Source organism: Cupriavidus sp. D39, assembly GCF_026627925.1.
In the GTDB taxonomy this organism is placed as follows: Bacteria; Pseudomonadota; Gammaproteobacteria; order Burkholderiales; family Burkholderiaceae; genus Cupriavidus; species Cupriavidus ulmosensis.
Window position 1 is genome coordinate 175,167 of sequence record NZ_JAPNLE010000009.1, and the last position, 18,105, is coordinate 193,271.

At 64.7% G+C, this 18,105-nt stretch carries 17 protein-coding genes and 2 pseudogenes; 17 read left to right on the top strand and 2 right to left on the bottom strand.

Features of this window, described 5'->3' with window-relative positions:
- Nucleotides 1-42 precede the first annotated feature (42 nt).
- Both OMK73_RS12335 and OMK73_RS12340 read left to right on the top strand, forming a co-directional pair.
- Nucleotides 43-939, top strand: a complete 897-nt coding sequence (locus OMK73_RS12335; RefSeq protein ID WP_267602320.1) for a LysR family transcriptional regulator — start codon at nt 43-45, stop codon at nt 937-939.
- 189 nt (nt 940-1,128) lie between these two features.
- A complete protein-coding gene (locus tag OMK73_RS12340) occupies nt 1,129-1,671 on the top strand; it encodes a MarR family winged helix-turn-helix transcriptional regulator (RefSeq protein WP_267602321.1) in 543 nt (180 codons plus the stop codon).
- Nucleotides 1,672-1,705: 34 nt separating this feature from the next.
- On the opposite strand, the gene OMK73_RS12345 is transcribed toward OMK73_RS12340, so the two are convergent.
- Complete coding sequence (locus tag OMK73_RS12345) at nt 1,706-2,929, bottom strand: IscS subfamily cysteine desulfurase (protein ID WP_267602322.1); 1,224 nt, start codon at nt 2,927-2,929, stop codon at nt 1,706-1,708.
- Between the two features lie 316 nt (nt 2,930-3,245).
- Here OMK73_RS12345 and OMK73_RS12350 point away from each other — a divergent pair.
- The 12 genes and pseudogenes from OMK73_RS12350 to OMK73_RS12405 all read left to right on the top strand — a co-directional run bounded on the left by OMK73_RS12350 (nt 3,246) and on the right by OMK73_RS12405 (nt 13,704).
- A pseudogene (locus tag OMK73_RS12350) lies at nt 3,246-3,786 on the top strand (flavin reductase family protein).
- A 33-nt stretch (nt 3,787-3,819) separates the two neighbouring features.
- Entirely contained in the window at nt 3,820-5,301 is a 1,482-nt protein-coding gene (locus OMK73_RS12355) for a 4-hydroxyphenylacetate 3-hydroxylase family protein (protein ID WP_267602323.1), read from the top strand.
- Nucleotides 5,302-5,347: 46 nt separating this feature from the next.
- Nucleotides 5,348-5,728 carry a cupin domain-containing protein gene (locus tag OMK73_RS12360; protein ID WP_267602324.1) on the top strand — a complete coding sequence of 127 codons (381 nt, stop codon included), beginning with the start codon at nt 5,348-5,350 and terminating at the stop codon, nt 5,726-5,728.
- Nucleotides 5,682-7,076: an amidase gene (locus OMK73_RS12365; RefSeq protein ID WP_267602325.1), complete on the top strand. Its 1,395-nt coding sequence runs from the start codon at nt 5,682-5,684 to the stop codon at nt 7,074-7,076. The genes OMK73_RS12360 and OMK73_RS12365 overlap by 47 nt, the downstream gene beginning before the upstream one ends.
- Before the next feature lie 100 nt (nt 7,077-7,176).
- Complete coding sequence (locus tag OMK73_RS12370; RefSeq protein WP_420715646.1) at nt 7,177-8,379, top strand: ABC transporter substrate-binding protein; 1,203 nt, start codon at nt 7,177-7,179, stop codon at nt 8,377-8,379.
- Nucleotides 8,380-8,438: 59 nt separating this feature from the next.
- Entirely contained in the window at nt 8,439-9,122 is a 684-nt protein-coding gene (locus OMK73_RS12375; RefSeq protein WP_267602327.1) for a DUF2848 domain-containing protein, read from the top strand.
- A gap of 49 nt (nt 9,123-9,171) precedes the next feature.
- Complete coding sequence (locus OMK73_RS12380) at nt 9,172-9,948, top strand: ABC transporter ATP-binding protein (protein ID WP_267602328.1); 777 nt, start codon at nt 9,172-9,174, stop codon at nt 9,946-9,948.
- Between the two features lie 9 nt (nt 9,949-9,957).
- Complete coding sequence (locus OMK73_RS12385; protein WP_267602329.1) at nt 9,958-10,683, top strand: ABC transporter ATP-binding protein; 726 nt, start codon at nt 9,958-9,960, stop codon at nt 10,681-10,683.
- Nucleotides 10,684-10,693: 10 nt separating this feature from the next.
- On the top strand, nt 10,694-11,578 hold the full coding sequence (locus tag OMK73_RS12390) for a branched-chain amino acid ABC transporter permease (RefSeq protein ID WP_267602330.1): 885 nt from the start codon (nt 10,694-10,696) through the stop codon (nt 11,576-11,578).
- Complete coding sequence (locus OMK73_RS12395) at nt 11,575-12,594, top strand: branched-chain amino acid ABC transporter permease (RefSeq protein ID WP_420715522.1); 1,020 nt, start codon at nt 11,575-11,577, stop codon at nt 12,592-12,594. Before OMK73_RS12390 ends, OMK73_RS12395 begins: the two co-directional genes overlap by 4 nt.
- 73 nt (nt 12,595-12,667) lie before the next feature.
- The gene (locus tag OMK73_RS12400) at nt 12,668-13,279 is read left to right on the top strand and encodes a helix-turn-helix domain-containing protein (protein WP_267602332.1); all 612 of its coding nucleotides are present in this window, start codon (nt 12,668-12,670) and stop codon (nt 13,277-13,279) included.
- A complete protein-coding gene (locus tag OMK73_RS12405) occupies nt 13,201-13,704 on the top strand; it encodes an IS630 family transposase (RefSeq protein WP_267606345.1) in 504 nt (167 codons plus the stop codon). Before OMK73_RS12400 ends, OMK73_RS12405 begins: the two co-directional genes overlap by 79 nt.
- Nucleotides 13,705-13,737: 33 nt before the next feature.
- Here the strand turns inward: OMK73_RS12405 and OMK73_RS12410 are convergent, their stop codons facing one another.
- Nucleotides 13,738-14,670: an IclR family transcriptional regulator gene (locus tag OMK73_RS12410; RefSeq protein ID WP_420715523.1), complete on the bottom strand. Its 933-nt coding sequence runs from the start codon at nt 14,668-14,670 to the stop codon at nt 13,738-13,740.
- A 26-nt stretch (nt 14,671-14,696) separates the two neighbouring features.
- On the opposite strand from OMK73_RS12410, the gene OMK73_RS12415 reads away from it, so the two are divergent.
- From OMK73_RS12415 to OMK73_RS12425, 3 genes and pseudogenes are all read left to right on the top strand, one after another.
- A complete protein-coding gene (locus OMK73_RS12415) occupies nt 14,697-15,701 on the top strand; it encodes a tripartite tricarboxylate transporter substrate binding protein (protein ID WP_267602333.1) in 1,005 nt (334 codons plus the stop codon).
- 36 nt (nt 15,702-15,737) lie between these two features.
- Nucleotides 15,738-17,280 (top strand): annotated as a pseudogene (locus OMK73_RS12420) (class I adenylate-forming enzyme family protein).
- Entirely contained in the window at nt 17,277-18,104 is an 828-nt protein-coding gene (locus tag OMK73_RS12425; protein WP_267602334.1) for a citryl-CoA lyase, read from the top strand. Before OMK73_RS12420 ends, OMK73_RS12425 begins: the two are co-directional and overlap by 4 nt.
- Nucleotide 18,105 lies beyond the last annotated feature (1 nt).

The following is an 18,105-nucleotide window of genomic DNA, read 5'->3' on the forward strand; positions in this document are numbered from 1 at the left end:
GTCCCGATTATCGAGACAATCAGCCGAAAGCGAGGCAATCCCATGGACCGCGCCCTGGAAATGACCGTATTCACCGCCGTGGTCGACGCCGGCAGCTTCGTCGGCGCGGTCGAAGGCTTGCGCATGTCCAAGGCCGCGGTCTCGCGCCATGTGGATGCGCTGGAACAGCGCCTGGGCGTGCGCCTGCTACAGCGCACCACGCGCCGGCTGTCGCTGACCGAGGAAGGGCGCATCTTCTACCAGCGCGCGCGGGAAGTGCTGGCGGCGCTGGACGATGCCGAATCCGAGATCACGTCCCGCACGCACGAGCCGAGCGGGCTGATCCGCATCAACGTGCCGCTCACGTTCGGCATCGTGCACCTCGCGCCGCTCTGGAGCACTTTCATGGCGGCGTATCCCCAGGTCGACCTGGACATCACCCTCAACGACCGCGTGGTGGACCTCGTCGACGAAGGCTACGACCTGGCGGTGCGCATCGGCGACATGCCCAGCTCCGCGCTGATCAGCCGCAAGCTGGTCGCCACCCGCATGGTGCTATGCGCCTCGCCCACCTACCTGGCGCGGCACGGCGCGCCAACCCATCCGCATGAACTGGCCGAGCACCGCGTGCTGGCCTATACCAACTGGTCCGGCCGCGACGAGTGGCAGTTCGATGGCCCGCACGGCAAGGTCAGCGTGAGCACGCGCGCCCGGGTGTACTCCAACAACGGCGACACCTGCCGCGCCATTGCGCTGGCACATGGCGGCATCATGCTGCAGCCGAGCTTCATGCTGCAGGACGAGCTGCGGCGCGGAGACCTGGTTGAACTGATGCCCGAGTTCCGCGCGATCGAGTTCGGCGTCTACGCCGTGTATCCGACGCGCAAGCAGTTGCCGCTCAAGGTGCGCCGGCTGGTGGATTTTCTGGTGGAGGCGTTCCGGGATGTGTCTTGGGGGTAGGGGGCGACGGACGCGGGATCTGCGCAAAAGCTAGCGCAATGCCATGTGTGTGTAGTATTTTGCAAAAAGCTAAATTAGCTAGCTAATACAGCAGCTAGCAGAGTAACTAGCAGCGCAACTAGCAGCGCAACTAGCAGCGCAACTAGCTGAGTAACTAACAGTGTATCGGGATAAGGGAGTCAACAAGGCATGGTAACCAACACGAAGGGCAAGGCGCTGACGATCACCCATCCGGCTTGTCTGGTCGACGGCTCGGATAGTGAATTCCGGCACCTGGTAAGCGGCCTGCTGCCGTTCGCCGCCCGCCTGCTTTCCGTGCGCGACGGGTTCGGCAGCCTGATCGGCCTGACGGGCGTCCAGTATTCCTTGATACGATCCATTGCACATCTCTCGCAACAGGGCGAAGTGACGGTGAACCAATTGGCGGAGCATCTTCATTTGAGCGGGCCCTTCGTCACTGTCGAAACCGGCAAGCTCAAGCAGCTCGGGCTGATCGACAAGAAAGCCCACCCAGAAGACAAGCGCAAGATGCTGCTCACCGTGGCCGCGGCTGGCTCCAGGCTCCTGAACGAGCTGACTCCCGTGCAGCAGCGCATCAATGACGTCCTCTTCGAGGGCGTCACCCGCACTGAGTTCAAGGTGCTGTGCTCGGTGGTGGATCGCCTTGTTGTCAACGGGGATCGCGCCGCGCTCGATCTGGCGCACCTGCTGGCGCGGCAGCAAAAAGCATGACGGTTCACTCCAAGGCGCTGCGCGGTTACCGTGGTCAGTGGGCTGCCCACTTGATAGAGCCGATGTCGATGCCTTCGCAATGCATGTCCCACAGCGGGCTGAGGTGGCGCAGCTTGGTGACCGTGGCCAGCAACATCTGAATCACTTGCTCCACTTCCGCCTGGGTCGTGTACCGCCCAAGCGTGAAGCGAATCGAGCTGTGCGCCAGTTCATCGCTGCGCCCCAATGCGCGCAGCACGAAGGACGGCTCAAGCGACGCGGATGTGCAAGCCGAGCCGGAGGACACGGCCACACCCTTGATGCCCATGATCAGGGATTCCCCCTCAACGAAGTTAAAGCTGACGTTGAGGTTGTGGGGGATGCGGTTTGCCATGCCGCCGTTGACATAGACCTCGTCGAGTTGCCTGAGCCCGGCCAGCAGCTGGTCCCGCAGGCCCGCAACCCGGCGAGATTCGTCGGCTAGTTCCAGCCTGGCGATGCGGAAAGCCTCACCCATGCCGACGATCTGGTGCGTTGCCAGCGTACCGGATCGCATCCCCCGCTCATGCCCGCCGCCGTGCATCTGCGCCTCGATGCGGATCCGCGGCTTACGCCGCACGTAGAGCGCCCCGATGCCTTTGGGCCCGTACACCTTATGCGCGGTCACGGTGAGCAGGTCGATCTTGAGTGCATCGAGATCGATGGGGATCTTCCCGGCAGCCTGCACGGCGTCGCAATGAAAGAGGATGCCCATTGCCCGGCATAGCTCCCCGATCTGCGCCACTGGCTGGATGACGCCAATCTCGTTGTTGACCATCATCACGGATACGAGGATGGTGTCTTGACGCAGCGCCGCGCGCAGGGCGTCAAGGTCTAGCAGGCCATCCTTCCCGACGTCGAGGTACGTGACCTCGAAGCCCTGGCGCTCCAGTTCACGGCAAGTGTCGAGCACCGCCTTGTGCTCCGTCTTCACCGTAACGATGTGTTTCCCCTTGCCGCTGTAGAAATGGGCCGCGCCCTTGATCGCCAGGTTGTTCCCTTCGGTCGCACCCGACGTCCAGACGATCTCGCGAGGATCCGCGTTCAGCAGCGCCGCAACCTGCGCGCGCGCCGTCTCCACGGCCTGTTCGGCATGCCATCCATGGCTATGGCTGCGTGAAGCGGGATTGCCGAAGTGCTGGTACAGGAACGGCACCATCTTGTCGACTACCCGAGGGTCGACAGGCGTGGTGGCGCTGTAGTCCATGTAGATGGGGGCTGCGGTGGGTTCGCCTTGCATTCCTTTGTTCTCCTGAAGCGTGTCGATGCGCCTGCTGCCCTGCGATGGCAGAGCCCGTTCAATGGTTTCAGTCAGGCAGATATCGTTCAATAGTAGCATTTATTAATAGGTAAGTTGCAAAGATAAAAGCACGGTACGCGTAGCGTGAGCCGTGTGCCCGCTGCGGCATATGGGTTCCCAAGGGTTTTCACTAACTTGAACTGCAATCCGCAATAGCATTCAATACTACCTAAGTTACAAAGGTAAATAACAAAGGCAAATGAATGGCGGATCGCAGTGAAAGGATCCGCGGTTCGGATTCTGTACAGGAGGGATGATGACCGAAACCTATGCAAAGCGCGAAGTGGATTCCGATGCCGGTGCCGATGAGCAGCGGCGCTTCAGAAGCACGCTCGCCATGTTCGCCACAGGCGTGGCCGTGATCACCGCGCCCCGAAAGCAAGGGGTGCCCGTTGGCATCACGGTGGCGTCGTTCAACTCGGTCTCGCTCGATCCGCCCTTGATCCTGTTCTCGGTGGATCGGCGTTGCCTGAGCCTGGAGGATCTTTGTTCGACCCCCGGTATGCCGTCAACGTGCTCGATGAACGCCAGCAAGACATTTCCAACCGCTTTGCCAAGGCGCACTCCGGCAAATGGGATGGCCTCGGCATGGCGGCCGACAGTGGAGAAGACCCGGTGCTGCTGCCAGATGCGCTTGCCACGTTCGAGTGCGAGCCCTATGCGCAACACGACGGTGGCGACCACGTCATCTTTATCGGGCGCGTCATTCGCCACCAGGCCCGGCCGGACGGCAGGCCACTGGTTTTTTCGGAGGCAGGTATCGCGCGCTGGAACAGTCGCCCGCTGCCCCCGTGTGAGTCAACGACAGGTACGTATTCAGGAGAGAAGACATGGTCAAGACTGGTAGCCAGCATATCGAGATGCTGCGTGACGGCAGAGAGGTTTACCTGGACGGCAAACGCGTGACGGATGTCACAACGCACCCGGCTTTCCGCAACTCGATCCGTAGTTACGCCAACCTTTACGACTTTCAGGCCCGCCCCGAGAACATCGAGAAGATGACATTCGAGTCGCCGGATACCGGCGACAACGTGAGCCGGATCTGGCAACTGCCGCAGAGCTATGACGACCTGGTCGAGCGCCGGATGGCGCTCGAGGCCTGGACGGAATTGCACTACGGCTTCATGGGCCGCTCGCCGGATCACGTAGCTTCGTGCATCTCCGGGATGTATATGGGGATCGACGTCTTCGAGCAGCATGACCGTGCGCGAGCCGGCGCCCTGCGCGAGTACTACAAGTACGCCCGGGACAACGACCTCTTCCTGACGTACGTCATCGTCAACCCGCAAGCCAACCAGTCGAAGGCGGCGCACGAGCAGGAGGACAAATATCTGGCCGTGGGCATCGTCGACCAGGATGCCGAAGGCATCACGGTGCGCGGCGCGAAGATGCTGGCCACCAGCGGCATCATGGCCAACGAGGTGTTCTGCAGTTGCATCCAGCCCCTGCGCGAGGGCGACGAGATGTACGCGCTGTCGTTCGCGGTGCCCATGAACATCAAGGGGCTGAAAGTCATGTCGCGCAAGTCGTACGAGGCCAACGCGACTTCGGTGTTCGACAACCCGCTGTCGAGCCGCTACGACGAGAACGATGCGGTGCTGTACTTCGACGACGTCAAGGTGCCATGGGAGCGCGTCTTTATCGCGGGCGATGTCGGCATGTGCGCCAGGCAGTTTCATGCCACGCCGGCGCATAGCTACCAGAACTACCAGTGCCAGGTACGGCTGATGGTGAAGCTGCGCTTCCTGGTAGGCATTGCGCAAAAGATTACCGAGGTCAACGGCACCAACGGCTTCCCCCAGGTCAGGGAGATGCTGGGCCAGCTCGCTGCCGAGGCAGGGATGGTGGAGGCCTTCGTCTACGGCATGGAATCCAAGGGACGCATGGAGCGAGGCTACTTCATGCCGGACCGCAACCTCCTGTACGGGTCGCAGGTGATCACCCAGCAGCTCTATGCCAAGGTGCTCAATACCCTGCGTGAGCTGGCAGGCGGCGGGATGATCATGCTGCCGTCGAGCCTTCACGATTTCGAGAATCCGGAGCTGGCCAGGATCATCGAGAAGACGCAGAAATCCCCGGCCTGCAGCCCTGAAGAGCGCGTCAAGTTCTTCAAGCTGGCGTGGGATGCCGTTGGGTCCGAGTTTGCATCGCGCCATAACCAATACGAGATGTTCTATGCGGGCGCGGGCTTCGTGACCAAGGGGCACACCTATCGGACCTATGACTGGAAGAAGGCCACGGGCCTGGTCGACAACATCCTGGACAGCTATTCGCTCGGCGCGGAGCTGGGCCAGCTGGCACGCGCTGCCTGAGCGGGCAATCGCGCTCTGACATTCCTTGACACGCACGGAGATAACGATGGCGATCAACAAGCTTCACGATGAGTTCCACACCATTGACATGGCGAGCGGCTGGGAGGTGCCTCCGGGCTATCCCGCGGGCATCCAGCAAAAGATCCTTTCCGGCTCGCTCGACGAGAGCGGCGGCCGCGGCAGCCGCACGCGCCTGCTGCGCTTCCAGCCCGGTGTCTTTACCACCGCGCCGTTCGTGCATCGCTACTGGGAGGAGGTGTATCTGCTCAGCGGTGACCTGACCGTCGGTAACGACGAACAGGGCGAGGGCGGGCAGGCGTTCGATCCGCACACCTATGCCTGCCGTCCGCCGGGCGCCTATCACGGTCCCTTCAAGTCGAATGCGGGCTGCATGTTGCTGGAAATCCACTACTTCGACCCGGCCTGATCATGGTGGCGACCGTGGATTCCGTGATGCGCCAGCTCTCGGCGGGCACCGCCGATGCGGCGTCGCTGCTGGCGGGCTGTGTCGAGCGCGCCTGCAATCCGGGCGGGGAGGGCGCACGCGTCTTCCCGCATGGCGTGAGCATGGCCGCATCAAAGCAGGCCAGGGCCAGCGACATATTGCGCGGGCAGGGGTGGCCGGGCCGCTGTCGGGCCTGCCGATCTCGGTCAAGGACCTGTTCGACGTGCAGGGCGACGTCACGCGGGCCGGGGCGCGCGTGCTGCCCGAGCAGGCTGCCACGGCCGATGCGCTCGCCATTGCACGATTGCGCGCGGCCGGCGCGGTCTTTGTCGGCCGCACCAATATGACCGAGTTCGCGTACTCCGGGGTTGGCATCAATCCGCACTACGGGACGCCCCGCAATCCGTTCGAGCGTGCGGTTGGCCGCATTCCCGGCGGCTCCTCGTCCGGGGCCGCCGTTTCGGTGACGGACGGCATGGCCGTGGCCGCGATCGGCTCGGATACGGGCGGCTCGTGCCGGATTCCCGCGGCGCTCTGCGGCATCACGGGGTTCAAGCCCACGGCGCGCCGGGTGCCGCTGCAGGGAACGGTGCCGCTGTCGCCCAGCTATGACTCGATCGGTTGCCTGGCACAAACGGTTGCCTGTTGCGCCGCGCTCGACGGGGTCATGGCGGGCGAGCCAGATGGGCCGCTGGCAGCGCGTCCGGTGCGTGGCCTTCGGCTGGCCGTGGCAAGGAACGTGGTGCTCGACGGCCTTTCCCGGGAAGTTGCCAGCGCCTATGAGCGCGCTCTTGGCCGGCTGGCCGCAGCCGGCGCCGTGCTGCGGGAAGTTGCCTTCGATAGCTGGGACCAGTTGCCGGAACTGAGCATCAACGGGGGCCTGGTGGCGGCGGAGGCAAGCGCGTGGCACGCCGAACTGGTTGCCGCCCAGGCGGATCGCTATGACCCGCGCGTGCTGTCGCGTATCCGGATGGGCGAGCAGCAGGGCGCCGCGGACTACCTGCGCACGCGCGCCCGGCGGCTGGCTTTGTGCCGGGAGGCTCAAGGCGAAATGGAAGGGTTCGACGCCGTGCTGCTGCCGACGGTGCCGATCGCGGCGCCGAGGATTGCCGACCTGGCCGATGACGCTGCGTTCTTCAACGCTAACCGGCTGTTGTTGCGCAATCCTGCCATCGCCAATGTGCTCGACTTGTGCGCATTGACCCTGCCATGCCATGAAGCCGGACAAGCGCCGGTCGGGTTGATGCTGTTCGGGCCGCCCATGGCGGACCGGCAACTGCTCGGCATCGGCATGGGCATGGAGGAAGTCCTGCGTAGCCACGAGACGTAGACGCTTTGTAGACGCGTTATCCGCCGACAAGACCTTGTCGCGGCTTCTAGCAGTCCAGCAATGGAGAGGAGAGAACATGTTCCGCTTTCGATTCAAGCCGATGTTCCTGGCCAGCACGATGTTGGGGTTTTCGGCGATTGCCGCGGCACAGCCGGGCAAGATCAGCGACGGCGTGGTGAAGATCGGCGTCCTGACCGATATGTCGTCGATATTTTCCGATATCGGCGGAAAAGGGTCGCTGGTGGCGGCCCAGATGGCGGTGGACGATTTCGGCGGGAAGGTGCTGGGATCCGACATCAAGGTGGTCAGCACCGATCACCAGAACAAGACCGATGTGGCCGGGACCATCGCGCGCGACTGGTTCGATAACCAGAAGGTGGACGTCATCCAGGACGTCTTGCCGTCCTCGGTGGCGCTCGCGGTGTCCAACCTCGGCAGGGAGAAGCACAAGCTGGTGATTGCCAGCGGTGCCGGCACGACAAGGCTGACCAACGAGGATTGCTCGCCCTACACCATCCAGTATTCCTATGACACCTACGCCTTTGCGGCCAACACGGTAAAGGCGCTGTCAAAGGGTGGCGACAACAGCTGGTACTTCCTGACGGTCGACTATGCGCTGGGTGCATCCCTGGAGAAAGACGCGACGGACGCCCTGGCCTCGGCAGGCGGGAAGATCGTCGGGAAGGCGAAGCATCCCATCAACTCCCCCGACCTCTCGTCCTACCTGCTGCAGGCCCAGGCATCGGGCGCCAAGGTGATCGGCCTGGCCAATGCCGGCAGCGATACCGTCAACGCACTGAAGACCGCCCGGGACTTCGGCATTGGCGGCACGGGAAAACAGAAGCTGGCGGGCCTGCACATGTTCATCAGCGACATCCATAGCCTTGGCCTGCAAGCGGCGCAAGGGATGATGCTGACCACCTCGTTCTATTGGGACCGTGACGACGCGACCCGCGCGTGGTCGCAGCGCTTCTTCGACAAGACCAGGAAGATGCCCACGCTGGTGCAGGCCGGCGTGTACTCGTCGACGATGCATTACTTGAAGGCCGTCCAGGCCGCGGGAACCGACGAGACCGATGCAGTGGTGGCGAAGATGAAGGCCAGCCCCGTCAATGATTTCTTCGCGGCCAGCGGAAAGATCCGCGCCGACGGGTTGATGGTGCATGACATGTATCTCGTCGAGGTCAAGACCCCGCAGGAATCCAGAAAGCCGTGGGACTACTACAAGATCAAGCAGGTCATTCCAGCCAGCGAGGCGTTCCGCCCAATTGCCGCAAGCAAATGCGCGCTGCTCAAGAAATAGCGACTAGCCACTGCAAAGCCACTACAAGGCCACTACATAGCCATTACGGAGAACGGAACATGCTGACATTCGATATCGAGACACGCACCGGCAGGTGGCAGCGCGTTGTGACCATCAAGCAGCTCGTCATCGCGGGCTGGACGGGACGGGACACCGACGCGATGGAGAAGCACATCCGCGAGCTGGAGGCGCTGGGTGTCAAGCGGCCGGCGGCCACCCCGGTCTTCTACCGGGTCGCGGCGCAGCGTCTGCAATCGCAACCCGCTATCCAGGTCAGCGGGGATGCCAGCAGCGGCGAAGTGGAGTTCCTGCTGCTCAAGGACCAGGGCGAGATCTATGTCGGCATTGCCTCGGACCACACCGACCGGGAGGCGGAGACCTACGGCATCACGGTGTCCAAGCAGATGTGCGACAAGCCCTGCGCGCAAGTGCTCTGGCGCCTGGCGGACGTCGGCAAGCACTGGGACCAGCTTGTCCTGCGTGCCTACGCGACCATCGACGGCGAGCGTGTGCTGTACCAGCAAGGGCCGGTGACGGCGATGCGTTCGCCCCAGGACCTGCTCGACAGGTTTGCGGAGCACGGAGGCAGTTTCGACGACGGGACTGCCATGCTGTGCGGCACGCTGGCCGCGATCGGCGGCATCCGGTCGGCGGATCGTTTCGAGATCGAACTGGAGGATCCGGTCCTTGCCCGCTCGCTGCACCACGCCTACGCCGTAGAGACGTTGCCTGTCCACGGCTAGGGCCGCTGGCCAGATCCGTATTCCGATGCATGCCAAAGGCGACAAAGCGATGCCCCACGAAGATTCCATACTAGAAACGCGCAGCCTGACCAAGTCGTTCCGCGGCTTCACCGCCGTGTGCGACGTCAACCTCAAGGTGCGGCGCGGCGCCATCCATGCCTTGATCGGCCCCAACGGCGCCGGCAAGACCACCTGCTTCAACCTGCTGACCAAGTTCCTCGAGCCGACCACGGGCACGATCCTGTTCAACGGCATCGACATCACCCGCGAAAAGCCGGCGCAGATCGCCCGGCGCGGCGTGATCCGGTCGTTCCAGATCTCTGCTGTGTTCCCGCACCTGACGGTGCTGGAGAACGTGCGTATCGGGCTGCAGCGGCAACTTGGCACTTCCTATCATTTCTGGCGCAGCGAGGGCACGCTCGACACGCTCAACGCACGCGGCATGGAACTGCTCGAGCAGGTCGGGCTGACCGATGTCGCGCAGACGGTGACGGTCAACCTGCCGTACGGCCGCAAGCGCGCGCTCGAGATCGCCACCACGCTGGCGATGGAGCCGGAGATGATGCTGCTGGACGAGCCCACCCAGGGCATGGGCCACGAAGACGTGGCGCGCGTCACCGAGCTGATCCGCAAGGTGGCGGTGGGGCGCACCATCCTGATGGTCGAGCACAACATGAACGTGGTCTCGTCGATTGCCGACAAGATCACGGTATTACAGCGCGGCGCGATCCTGGCCGAGGGGCCGTACGCCGAGGTATCGAAAGACCCGCGCGTGATGGAGGCCTACATGGGCACCGTCGAAACTGCATTGCAGGGCGCGCACTGAGGAGCCAGGATGAGCACAACGCCCGCACTAGACATCAAGGACCTGCACGCCTGGTACAGCGAATCGCACATCCTGCATGGCGTGGACCTGACCGTGAATCCCGGCGAGGTGGTGACGCTGCTGGGCCGCAACGGCGCCGGGCGCACCACCACGCTGCGCGCCATCATGGGCCTGACCGGCCAGCGCAAGGGCTCGATCCGCGTCAACGGCACCGAGACCATCGGCATGCCGACGCACAAGATCGCGCACTGCGGCATCGGCTATTGCCCGGAAGAGCGGGGCATCTTCGCCAGCCTGTCGTGCGAGGAAAACCTGATGCTGCCGCCGCTGTTGAAAGGGCAGGGCACCAGCGCGCTCACCGGCATGAGCGAGGCCGAGATCTACGAGATGTTCCCTAACCTGAAGGAGCGCCGCCAGAGCCAGGGCACGCGCCTGTCGGGCGGCGAGCAGCAGATGCTTGCCGTCGGGCGCATCCTGCGCACCGGGGCCAACCTGCTGCTGCTCGACGAGATCTCCGAGGGCCTCGCGCCCGTGATCGTGCAAGCGCTGGCGCGGATGATCCTGATGCTCAAGAAAAAGGGCTACACGGTGGTGATGGTGGAGCAGAACTTCCGCTTTGCCGCGCCGCTGGCAGATCGCTTTTATGTGATGGAACACGGCGCCATCGTCGAGCGTTTCGCGGCCGCGGAGCTGCAGGCCAGGATGCCGGTGCTGAACGCGTTGCTGGGGGTATGAGGACCGCTTTATGACGATACTGAATTTTCCCCTTTCCGCCTTGCTGTCCCAACTGCTGCTGGGGCTGGTCAATGGTGCTTTCTATGCGATGTTGAGCCTTGGCCTTGCGGTCATCTTCGGGCTGCTCAACGTCATCAATTTTGCCCACGGGGCGCTGTTCATGCTCGGTGCGGTGCTGGCCTGGATGGGCATGGAGTACGCCGGGCTCAACTACTGGGTGATGCTGGTGCTGTCGCCGCTGGCGGTGGCGCTGATCGGCATCGTGATCGAGCGCACCATGCTGCGCTGGATCTACAAGCTCGACCATATCTACGGCTTGCTGCTGACGCTTGGCATCACGCTGGTGATCGAAGGTATCTTCCGCTCGGTGTACGGCGTGTCCGGGCTGCCGTACTCCGCGCCGCAGGCGCTGGGCGGCGCCACCAGCCTGGGCTTCATGATGCTGCCCAACTACCGCGCCTGGGTGGTGGCTGCCTCGCTGGTGGTGTGCTTCTCCACCTGGTACCTGATCGAGAGGACCAAGCTGGGCGCCTACCTGCGCGCCGGCACGGAGAACCCCAAGATGGTCGAGGCGTTCGGCGTCAACGTGCCGCTGATGGTGACGCTGACCTATGGCTTCGGCGTGGCGCCGGCGGCGTTTGCCGGCGTGCTGGCGGCGCCGGTGATGCAGGTCTCGCCGCTGATGGGGCAGAACCTGATCATCATCGTGTTTGCGGTAGTGGTGATCGGCGGGATGGGATCCATCATGGGCTCGATCCTGACCGGCCTCGGCCTGGGCGTGATCGAGGGCTTGACCAAGATGTTTTACCCCGAGGCCTCGGCCACGGTGGTGTTCCTCATCATGGCGATCGTGTTGATGTTGCGCCCGTCGGGGCTGTTTGGAAGGAGTCAATGATGGGTCAGTCAACCAGGAAACTGGGGTACGGATTGCTGCTGGCAGCGCTGGTGCTGGCGCCGATGGCCGGGGCGTATCCGGTGTTTGTGCTCAAGGTGCTGTGCTTCGCGCTGTTCGCGTGCGCGTTCAACCTGCTGGTCGGCTATACCGGGCTGCTGTCGTTCGGGCATGCGGCCTTCTTCGGCGGCGCGGGCTATGCAGCGGGCCATGCCATGAAAGTATGGGGCGTCACGCCGGAAGCGGGCATGGTGCTGGGGACGCTGGCCGGCGGCCTGGCCGGCTATGTGGTGGGGTCGCTGGCGATCCGCCGCCAGGGCATCTATTTCTCGATGATCACGCTGGCATTGGCGCAGATGCTGTTCTTTGTCTGCCTGCAGGCGCCAGCCACGGGCGGCGAGGATGGCCTGCAGGCGATTCCGCGCGGCAAGCTGTTCGGCGTGCTGCCGCTGGCCGACGACCTGACGCTGTACTACGTGGCGCTGGCGGTCATCGTGGCGGCGTTCGCGCTGATCGTGCGCACGGTGCATTCTCCGTTCGGCCAGATCCTCAAGGCGATCAAGGAGAACGAGCCGCGCACCATCTCGCTGGGCTACGACACCGACCGCTACAAGCTGATGGCGTTCGTGCTCTCCGCCGCGCTGTCCGGGCTGGCCGGGTCGATCAAGGCGCTGGTGCTGGGCTTTGCCACGCTGACCGACGTGCACTGGTCGATGTCGGGCTCGGTGATCCTGATGACGCTGGTGGGCGGGCTGGGCACGCTGTCCGGCCCGCTGGTCGGCGCCTTCGTGGTGGTCGCGCTGGAAACCCGGCTGGGCGCCATCGGCAATTTCCTGGCTTCCGCCACGGGCATTGCATGGTTCGGCTCGCTGGGCGAGTCGGTGACCATGGTAACGGGCGTCATCTTTATTGCCTGCGTCTTGCTGTTCCGCCGGGGCCTTGTGGGCCAGCTTGAATTGCTGGCGGGCAGCCAGGTCTTTAGCCGAAGGCTGCGCGCGCCGCGCGCAGCCCCCGCCTGAAGCCGGACTAAACATGACGACATAAGTATTGCAGCATGTATGATTGCGTGGTTACTCTAATGGAGAGGCAGCCATGCGCAGACTCGAGATTGCAGACGCACAGATCATGCAGTTGGCGATTCGACAGGAGATCGAGCGAAGCGAGGAGTCGCGGTATGACCACCGCCTGCACGGGGTGCTGCTGGTCAGCATCGGTTACTCGTGCACTGAAGTGGGCCAGATGTTCGGTCAAGCGGCCACGACAGTTCAGCGATGGGTCCGACGTTTCGAGCGGGGCGGTTTCGACGGATTGCGGGAAGGTGAACGGCCCGGTCGCCCGCGTGCGTTGAATGACTCGCAATGGCGTCGCATCGAGGCGGATCTGCGCAAGACACCACGCGACTTCGGATTTGAAGCGGGCCTGTGGGATGGGCCCGTTCTATCGGAGCACTTGCGTCAGCGCTATGGCATCAAGCTGGGCGTGCGGCAGTGCCAGAGGCTGTTTCGCCAGATGGGTTTCCGGCTGCGCAAGCCGCGCCCGCAGGTCGCCCAGTCTGATCCTGTTCGCGTTGCGGCGGTAAAAAACTGCGGCGACTGGCAAAGCGCGACGACATTGAGTTATGGAGCCTGGACGAATGCCATTTCCAGCAACACGGATCGCGCTGTCGCATGTGGGTGGCCCCGGAAATCCGCGATCCGGTGTTGATGCATGCGCCGACGCGAAAGTCGGTGGCATGTTTTGGCGCCGTCAGTCTGAGCACGGGTCGCTTCGTCTGGCAGGTATGTCCTGTCTTCAACGCAGAAACGTTTGCATCCTTTCTTCGCCAACTACTGCGCCATCGACGTCGCGGCAAGCGCATCGTCGTGGTCCTGGACAACGCCAAGTACCACCATGCCGTTCTGCTCAAACCGTTACTGCACAAATACAGGCGGCACATGACGTTGTTGTTCCTGCCACCATACAGCCCGCAACTGGCGCCTATCGAACGCGTATGGAAACTGACACGGCGCCTGGGGTTACATAACCGGTACTTCGCCACCCTCGTAGAAGTTCTCTCGGCAGTCGACGCCTGCTTCCAGCAATGGAAGAGACCAAACGAGGTACTACGACGACTATGCTGCATTATTTAAGACGTTGTGTTTAGCAACGCGCCGCCACCAAGCTCACAACCCCTTTGGCAACAAAGCCGCCAGCGCTTCCCGCATGGCCCGCGCAATCAGTTGCTGCCGCTCACGCGGCATGCGGGCCAGCGTCGAAGCCACGCTGATGCCCGCCACCGGCTCGCCGTCGGCGCTGTGCACCGCCATGCCCACGGCCAGCACGCCGCTGGTGGCGTGATTGCCGATCACGGACCAGCCGCGCTCGCGCGTGGCCCGCACCAGGATGTTCATGCGCTCGGGCGTCATGCCGCCATAGTGGCCAAGCGCCGCGGCATTGGCGGCGATGCATTGCGCCACGTCGTCTTCCGGCAGCGCTGCCAGCAGGGCCAGCCCGGCGGCGCCGACGCCCAGCGGCTGGCGCGTGCCGACCTGGATGACGAGGATCTGCACCGGGTGGGTCCCGACATGGCGCGCGATGCAGTGCGAGATCGCGCCTTCGCGCACGATGGCGAAGGCGGCATCCCCGCAGGCGGCACTCACCCGTGCCAGCACGGGCTGAAGCCGCGCCGCCAGCCCATCCGTGGCATGCGGCTGCGCCAGCACCGCCAGGCGCGGCCCCGCCACATAGCGAAAGCGTCCGCGCTGGGCCACGTAGCCGCTCTCCATCAAGGTAGCCAGCAGCCGGTAGACCGTGGCGCGCTCCAGCGCGGCGATGCGGCACAGGTCGACCACGCGCAGCCCTTCGCGGCCGCTGGCCAGCACCGCATCCAGCAATTGCAGGCCGCGCCGCAGCGTGCGGCTGCCGCCGTCTTCGGCGGGCTCGGTGGCGTCGGCAGCGTCGGGAAGGGGCTGAGGGCTGCCTTGCCTTTGGAAGAAACGTCCGTCAGGCGGACGTTTTGACTGGCGATGCGGGCAGGCATGGGGAAGAATTTCTCGGTCGATGGAAGCCACCCGCAGTATGCCGCAGCGCGGCCAGAAGGGGGCTCGCGACGGCATTGCACCGCCAAACAGGAGACAAACCAATGACCTTGCACAACGCACCGCGCCGACGCCTGCTGGCGTTGGCGGCGGCCCTCAGCCTGGCCTGCGGCCTGGCGCTGCCCCTTCATGCCCAGCCCAACGCCCAAGCCGCCTGGCCCACCAAGCCCATCAAGCTCGTGGTCGGCTACTCCGCCGGCGGCGCCACCGACGTGATCGCGCGCATCGTCGCCCTCAAGCTGGGCGAGCAGCTGGGCCAGCCGGTGGTGGTGGACAACCGGGCGGGCGCCAACAGCAATGTGGGCGCCGAAGTGGTGGCCAAATCCGCGCCCGATGGCTACACGCTCTATGTCTACACCATTGCCAACACCATCAACGCGTCGCTGTACGACAAGCTGGGCTACGACCCGCAAAAGGATTTCGAGCCGATCGGGCTGATCGCCAGGATCCCCAACATCCTGGTGGTGAACCCGAAGCTGCCGGTGAAAACCCTGGCCGACTACATCCGCTTTGCCAAGGCGTCGCAGGACGGCATCACCTTTGCCTCGTCGGGCAGCGGCTCGTCCATCCACCTGTCGGGCGAGATGTTCAAGATGCAGGCCCGGCTGAACATGCTGCACATCCCGTATCGCGGCAGTGCGCCGGCGGTGACCGACCTGCTGGGCGGGCAGGTGCAATCGATGTTCGACAACACGCCGTCGGCGCTGCCGCACGTGAAGGCGGGGCGGCTGCGCGCCATCGCCATCACCAGCGCCCAGCGCTCGCCGTTGCTGCCGGAGGTGCCGACCGTTGCCGAGTCGGGCTTTCCCGGCTTTGACGTGCAATCGTGGTTCAGCCTGGCCGCGCCCGCCGGCACGCCGCGCCCGGTGATCGACCGCCTGAACGCCGCCCTCAACAGGGTGCTGGCCGCACCTGACGTGCGCCAGCGCCTGCAGGACCTGGCGGCCACCCCCGAGCCCGGCACGCCGGAGCCATTGCGCCGCCTGATCGCGGCGGAAACCAAGCGCTGGCACGACGTGGTGAAACAGTCCGGCGCCAAGGCCGAGTAAGGAATCAGGAACAAGAGACAAGGAGCGTTGCCCACTATGTACCCGATCGACTTCTTCTGGCGCGCGGCGGCGCGCTGGCCCGGCAACATCGCCATCGATGCCCCCGAAGGCGCCATCCGCTACGACGAGCTGGCCAGCCAGGTGGCCGCGCTGGCCACGGCGCTCAATGCGCTCGACAACACCCTGCAGAGCCGCGTCGGCATTTGCGCCAGGAACAGTGCCGAGCACATCGTCGCGCTCCTGGCGGTGCTGGCCTGCGGCAAGGTCTGGGTGCCGCTGAATCCAAAAGCACCCGGCCGGAAATCCGCCGCATCATCGACGCTATGGAGCCGTCCATCCTGGTGCTCGATGTGGCCTGCGCCGACTTGCTGGAAGGCGCCTCCGGGGCGCGCATCTACAGCGGCTTGCCGCCGCCCGGGGAGATGTCGGTGGCGGCGCTGATCGCGCAGCATGCCGGCGCAGCGCGCCCGGCCTTTGCGCTGCCGGAGCATGCCACGCAGGCGATCAAGTTCACCGGCGGCACCACCGGCGCGCCCAAGGGCGTGATGCAGCCATACCGCGCCTGGATGACCAACGTTTCCAACCAGATCCACGCCTGGGGCTTCGACGAGCACGAGCGCTATATCGTAGCCGCGCCGATCACGCATGGCACGTCGACCTACCTGCTGCCCATCCTGGCGCAGGGCGGCTGCCACGTGGTGCTGGCCGAGGCCGGCGCCGAGGCCGTGCGCGCGGCGTTGCGCGAGCGCGGCGGCACCGTGTGTTTCATGCCGCCCACGCTGGTCTACATGCTGATGGCGCTGCCCGGCGCCTCGCGCGCGGATTTCCCGCACCTGCGCCGCCTGATCTACGGCGGCGCCCCGATGCCGCCCGAGAAGATCCGCGAGGTGCGCGCGTTCTTCGGCCCCGTGCTGGGCACCACCTACGGGCAGACCGAGGCACCGCAAAGCCTGACCGTGATGCGCCCCGCGGATTTCGAGGACGAGCGCAACTGGGCCGCCGTTGGCCTGCCCACCTGGTTCAGCGACGTGGCCATCATGGCCCCCGACGGCCGCCTGCTGCCCCGGGCGAGGTTGGCGAGGTGGTCGCGCGCGGCGACCTGGTGATGAGCGGCTACTGGCGCCTGCCGGAGAAGACCGCCGAGACGCTGGTCGACGGCTGGCTGCACACGGGCGACCGTGGCCTGATCGATGAGCGCGGCTACCTGTACCTCAAGGACCGGCTCAAGGACATGGTCATCACCGGCGGCTTCAACGTCTATCCGGTGGATGTCGAGAACGCGCTGGGCCAGCATCCGGCGGTGCACGAATGCACGGTGTTCGGCGTGCCCGACGAGAAATGGGGCGAAGCGGTCCAGGCCGCCGTGCAGCTGCGCCCCGGCCAGCATGCCACCGAAGGGGAGCTGATCGCCTTTGTGCGTGAGCGCCTGGGCCCCGTGCAAACGCCCAAGCGCATCCACTTCCACGCCAGCCTGCCGCGCTCCGCCGTGGGCAAGGTGCTCAAGACCGCCGTGCGCGACCGCGCCATCGCCCCTGACGCCCACCACACCGCCAACAAATCCACCGGGACCCAATCATGACCTCCTCCGCTGCCTCCAAGCCTGTTGCCTCCAAGCCTGTTGCCTCCAAGCCTGTTACCCGCCTTTGCACCCATACCCTCACCAGCCTGCATTACCGCGACGCGGACCTGGTCAAGGACCTGATGGGCAAGAAGACCTTCACCGAGGTCATGCTCATGCAGATCCTGGGCCGCGAGCCGCGCCCGGTGGACCTGCGCATCACCGACGTGGTGCTGATCGTGCTGATGGAGCACGGCCTCACGCCCAGCGCCATCGCCACGCGGCTGATCTACATGAGCGCGCCCGAGAACCTGCAGGGCGCCGTCTCCGCAGGCCTGCTGGCGGTTGGCAGCGCCTTCGTGGGCACCATGGAAAACTGCGCGCAACTGCTCGACCGCATCGGCGCCGCCGCCGATCCCGATGCCGAGGCCATGGAGATCGCGCGCCACTACAAATCCATCAAGAGCCATGTACCCGGCTTTGGCCACCACCTGCATAAGCCGGTGGACCCGCGCGCCTGCAAGCTGCTGGAAATGGGGCGCGCCGAGCCCGACCTGGCCGGCGACAAGATCCGCGCGCTGGAGCGCCTGTCCAGGGCGGTGGATGCCGTGGCCGGCCGGCCCATCACCATCAACGCTACCGGTGCCGTGGCCGCCTTGCTGGGCGAGCTGGGCGTGCCCACGGCCGTGATGCGCGGCTTTGCCGTGATTTCGCGCGCGGCCGGGCTGGTGGCGCACATCGTCGAAGAGCAGCAAAGCCCCTCCGGCCGCTTTATCTGGGACACCGTCGAGCACGCGATTCCGTATGTGGGAGAGGGTGGACATCAGCAAGGGGAGGGTGCGTGAA

Bases quoted from the DNA above. Each gene is read 5' to 3' on its own strand.
- OMK73_RS12335 (WP_267602320.1), top strand. From the start codon at position 43: ATGGACCGCGCCCTGGAAATGACCGTATTCACCGCCGTGGTCGACGCC.
- OMK73_RS12340 (WP_267602321.1), top strand. From the start codon at position 1,129: ATGGTAACCAACACGAAGGGCAAGGCGCTGACGATCACCCATCCGGCT.
- OMK73_RS12345 (WP_267602322.1), bottom strand. From the start codon at position 2,929: ATGCAAGGCGAACCCACCGCAGCCCCCATCTACATGGACTACAGCGCC.
- OMK73_RS12355 (WP_267602323.1), top strand. From the start codon at position 3,820: ATGGTCAAGACTGGTAGCCAGCATATCGAGATGCTGCGTGACGGCAGA.
- OMK73_RS12360 (WP_267602324.1), top strand. From the start codon at position 5,348: ATGGCGATCAACAAGCTTCACGATGAGTTCCACACCATTGACATGGCG.
- OMK73_RS12365 (WP_267602325.1), top strand. From the start codon at position 5,682: ATGCGGGCTGCATGTTGCTGGAAATCCACTACTTCGACCCGGCCTGAT.
- OMK73_RS12370 (WP_420715646.1), top strand. From the start codon at position 7,177: ATGTTCCTGGCCAGCACGATGTTGGGGTTTTCGGCGATTGCCGCGGCA.
- OMK73_RS12375 (WP_267602327.1), top strand. From the start codon at position 8,439: ATGCTGACATTCGATATCGAGACACGCACCGGCAGGTGGCAGCGCGTT.
- OMK73_RS12380 (WP_267602328.1), top strand. From the start codon at position 9,172: ATGCCCCACGAAGATTCCATACTAGAAACGCGCAGCCTGACCAAGTCG.
- OMK73_RS12385 (WP_267602329.1), top strand. From the start codon at position 9,958: ATGAGCACAACGCCCGCACTAGACATCAAGGACCTGCACGCCTGGTAC.
- OMK73_RS12390 (WP_267602330.1), top strand. From the start codon at position 10,694: ATGACGATACTGAATTTTCCCCTTTCCGCCTTGCTGTCCCAACTGCTG.
- OMK73_RS12395 (WP_420715522.1), top strand. From the start codon at position 11,575: ATGATGGGTCAGTCAACCAGGAAACTGGGGTACGGATTGCTGCTGGCA.
- OMK73_RS12400 (WP_267602332.1), top strand. From the start codon at position 12,668: ATGCGCAGACTCGAGATTGCAGACGCACAGATCATGCAGTTGGCGATT.
- OMK73_RS12410 (WP_420715523.1), bottom strand. From the start codon at position 14,670: ATGCCGTCGCGAGCCCCCTTCTGGCCGCGCTGCGGCATACTGCGGGTG.
- OMK73_RS12415 (WP_267602333.1), top strand. From the start codon at position 14,697: ATGACCTTGCACAACGCACCGCGCCGACGCCTGCTGGCGTTGGCGGCG.
- OMK73_RS12425 (WP_267602334.1), top strand. From the start codon at position 17,277: ATGACCTCCTCCGCTGCCTCCAAGCCTGTTGCCTCCAAGCCTGTTGCC.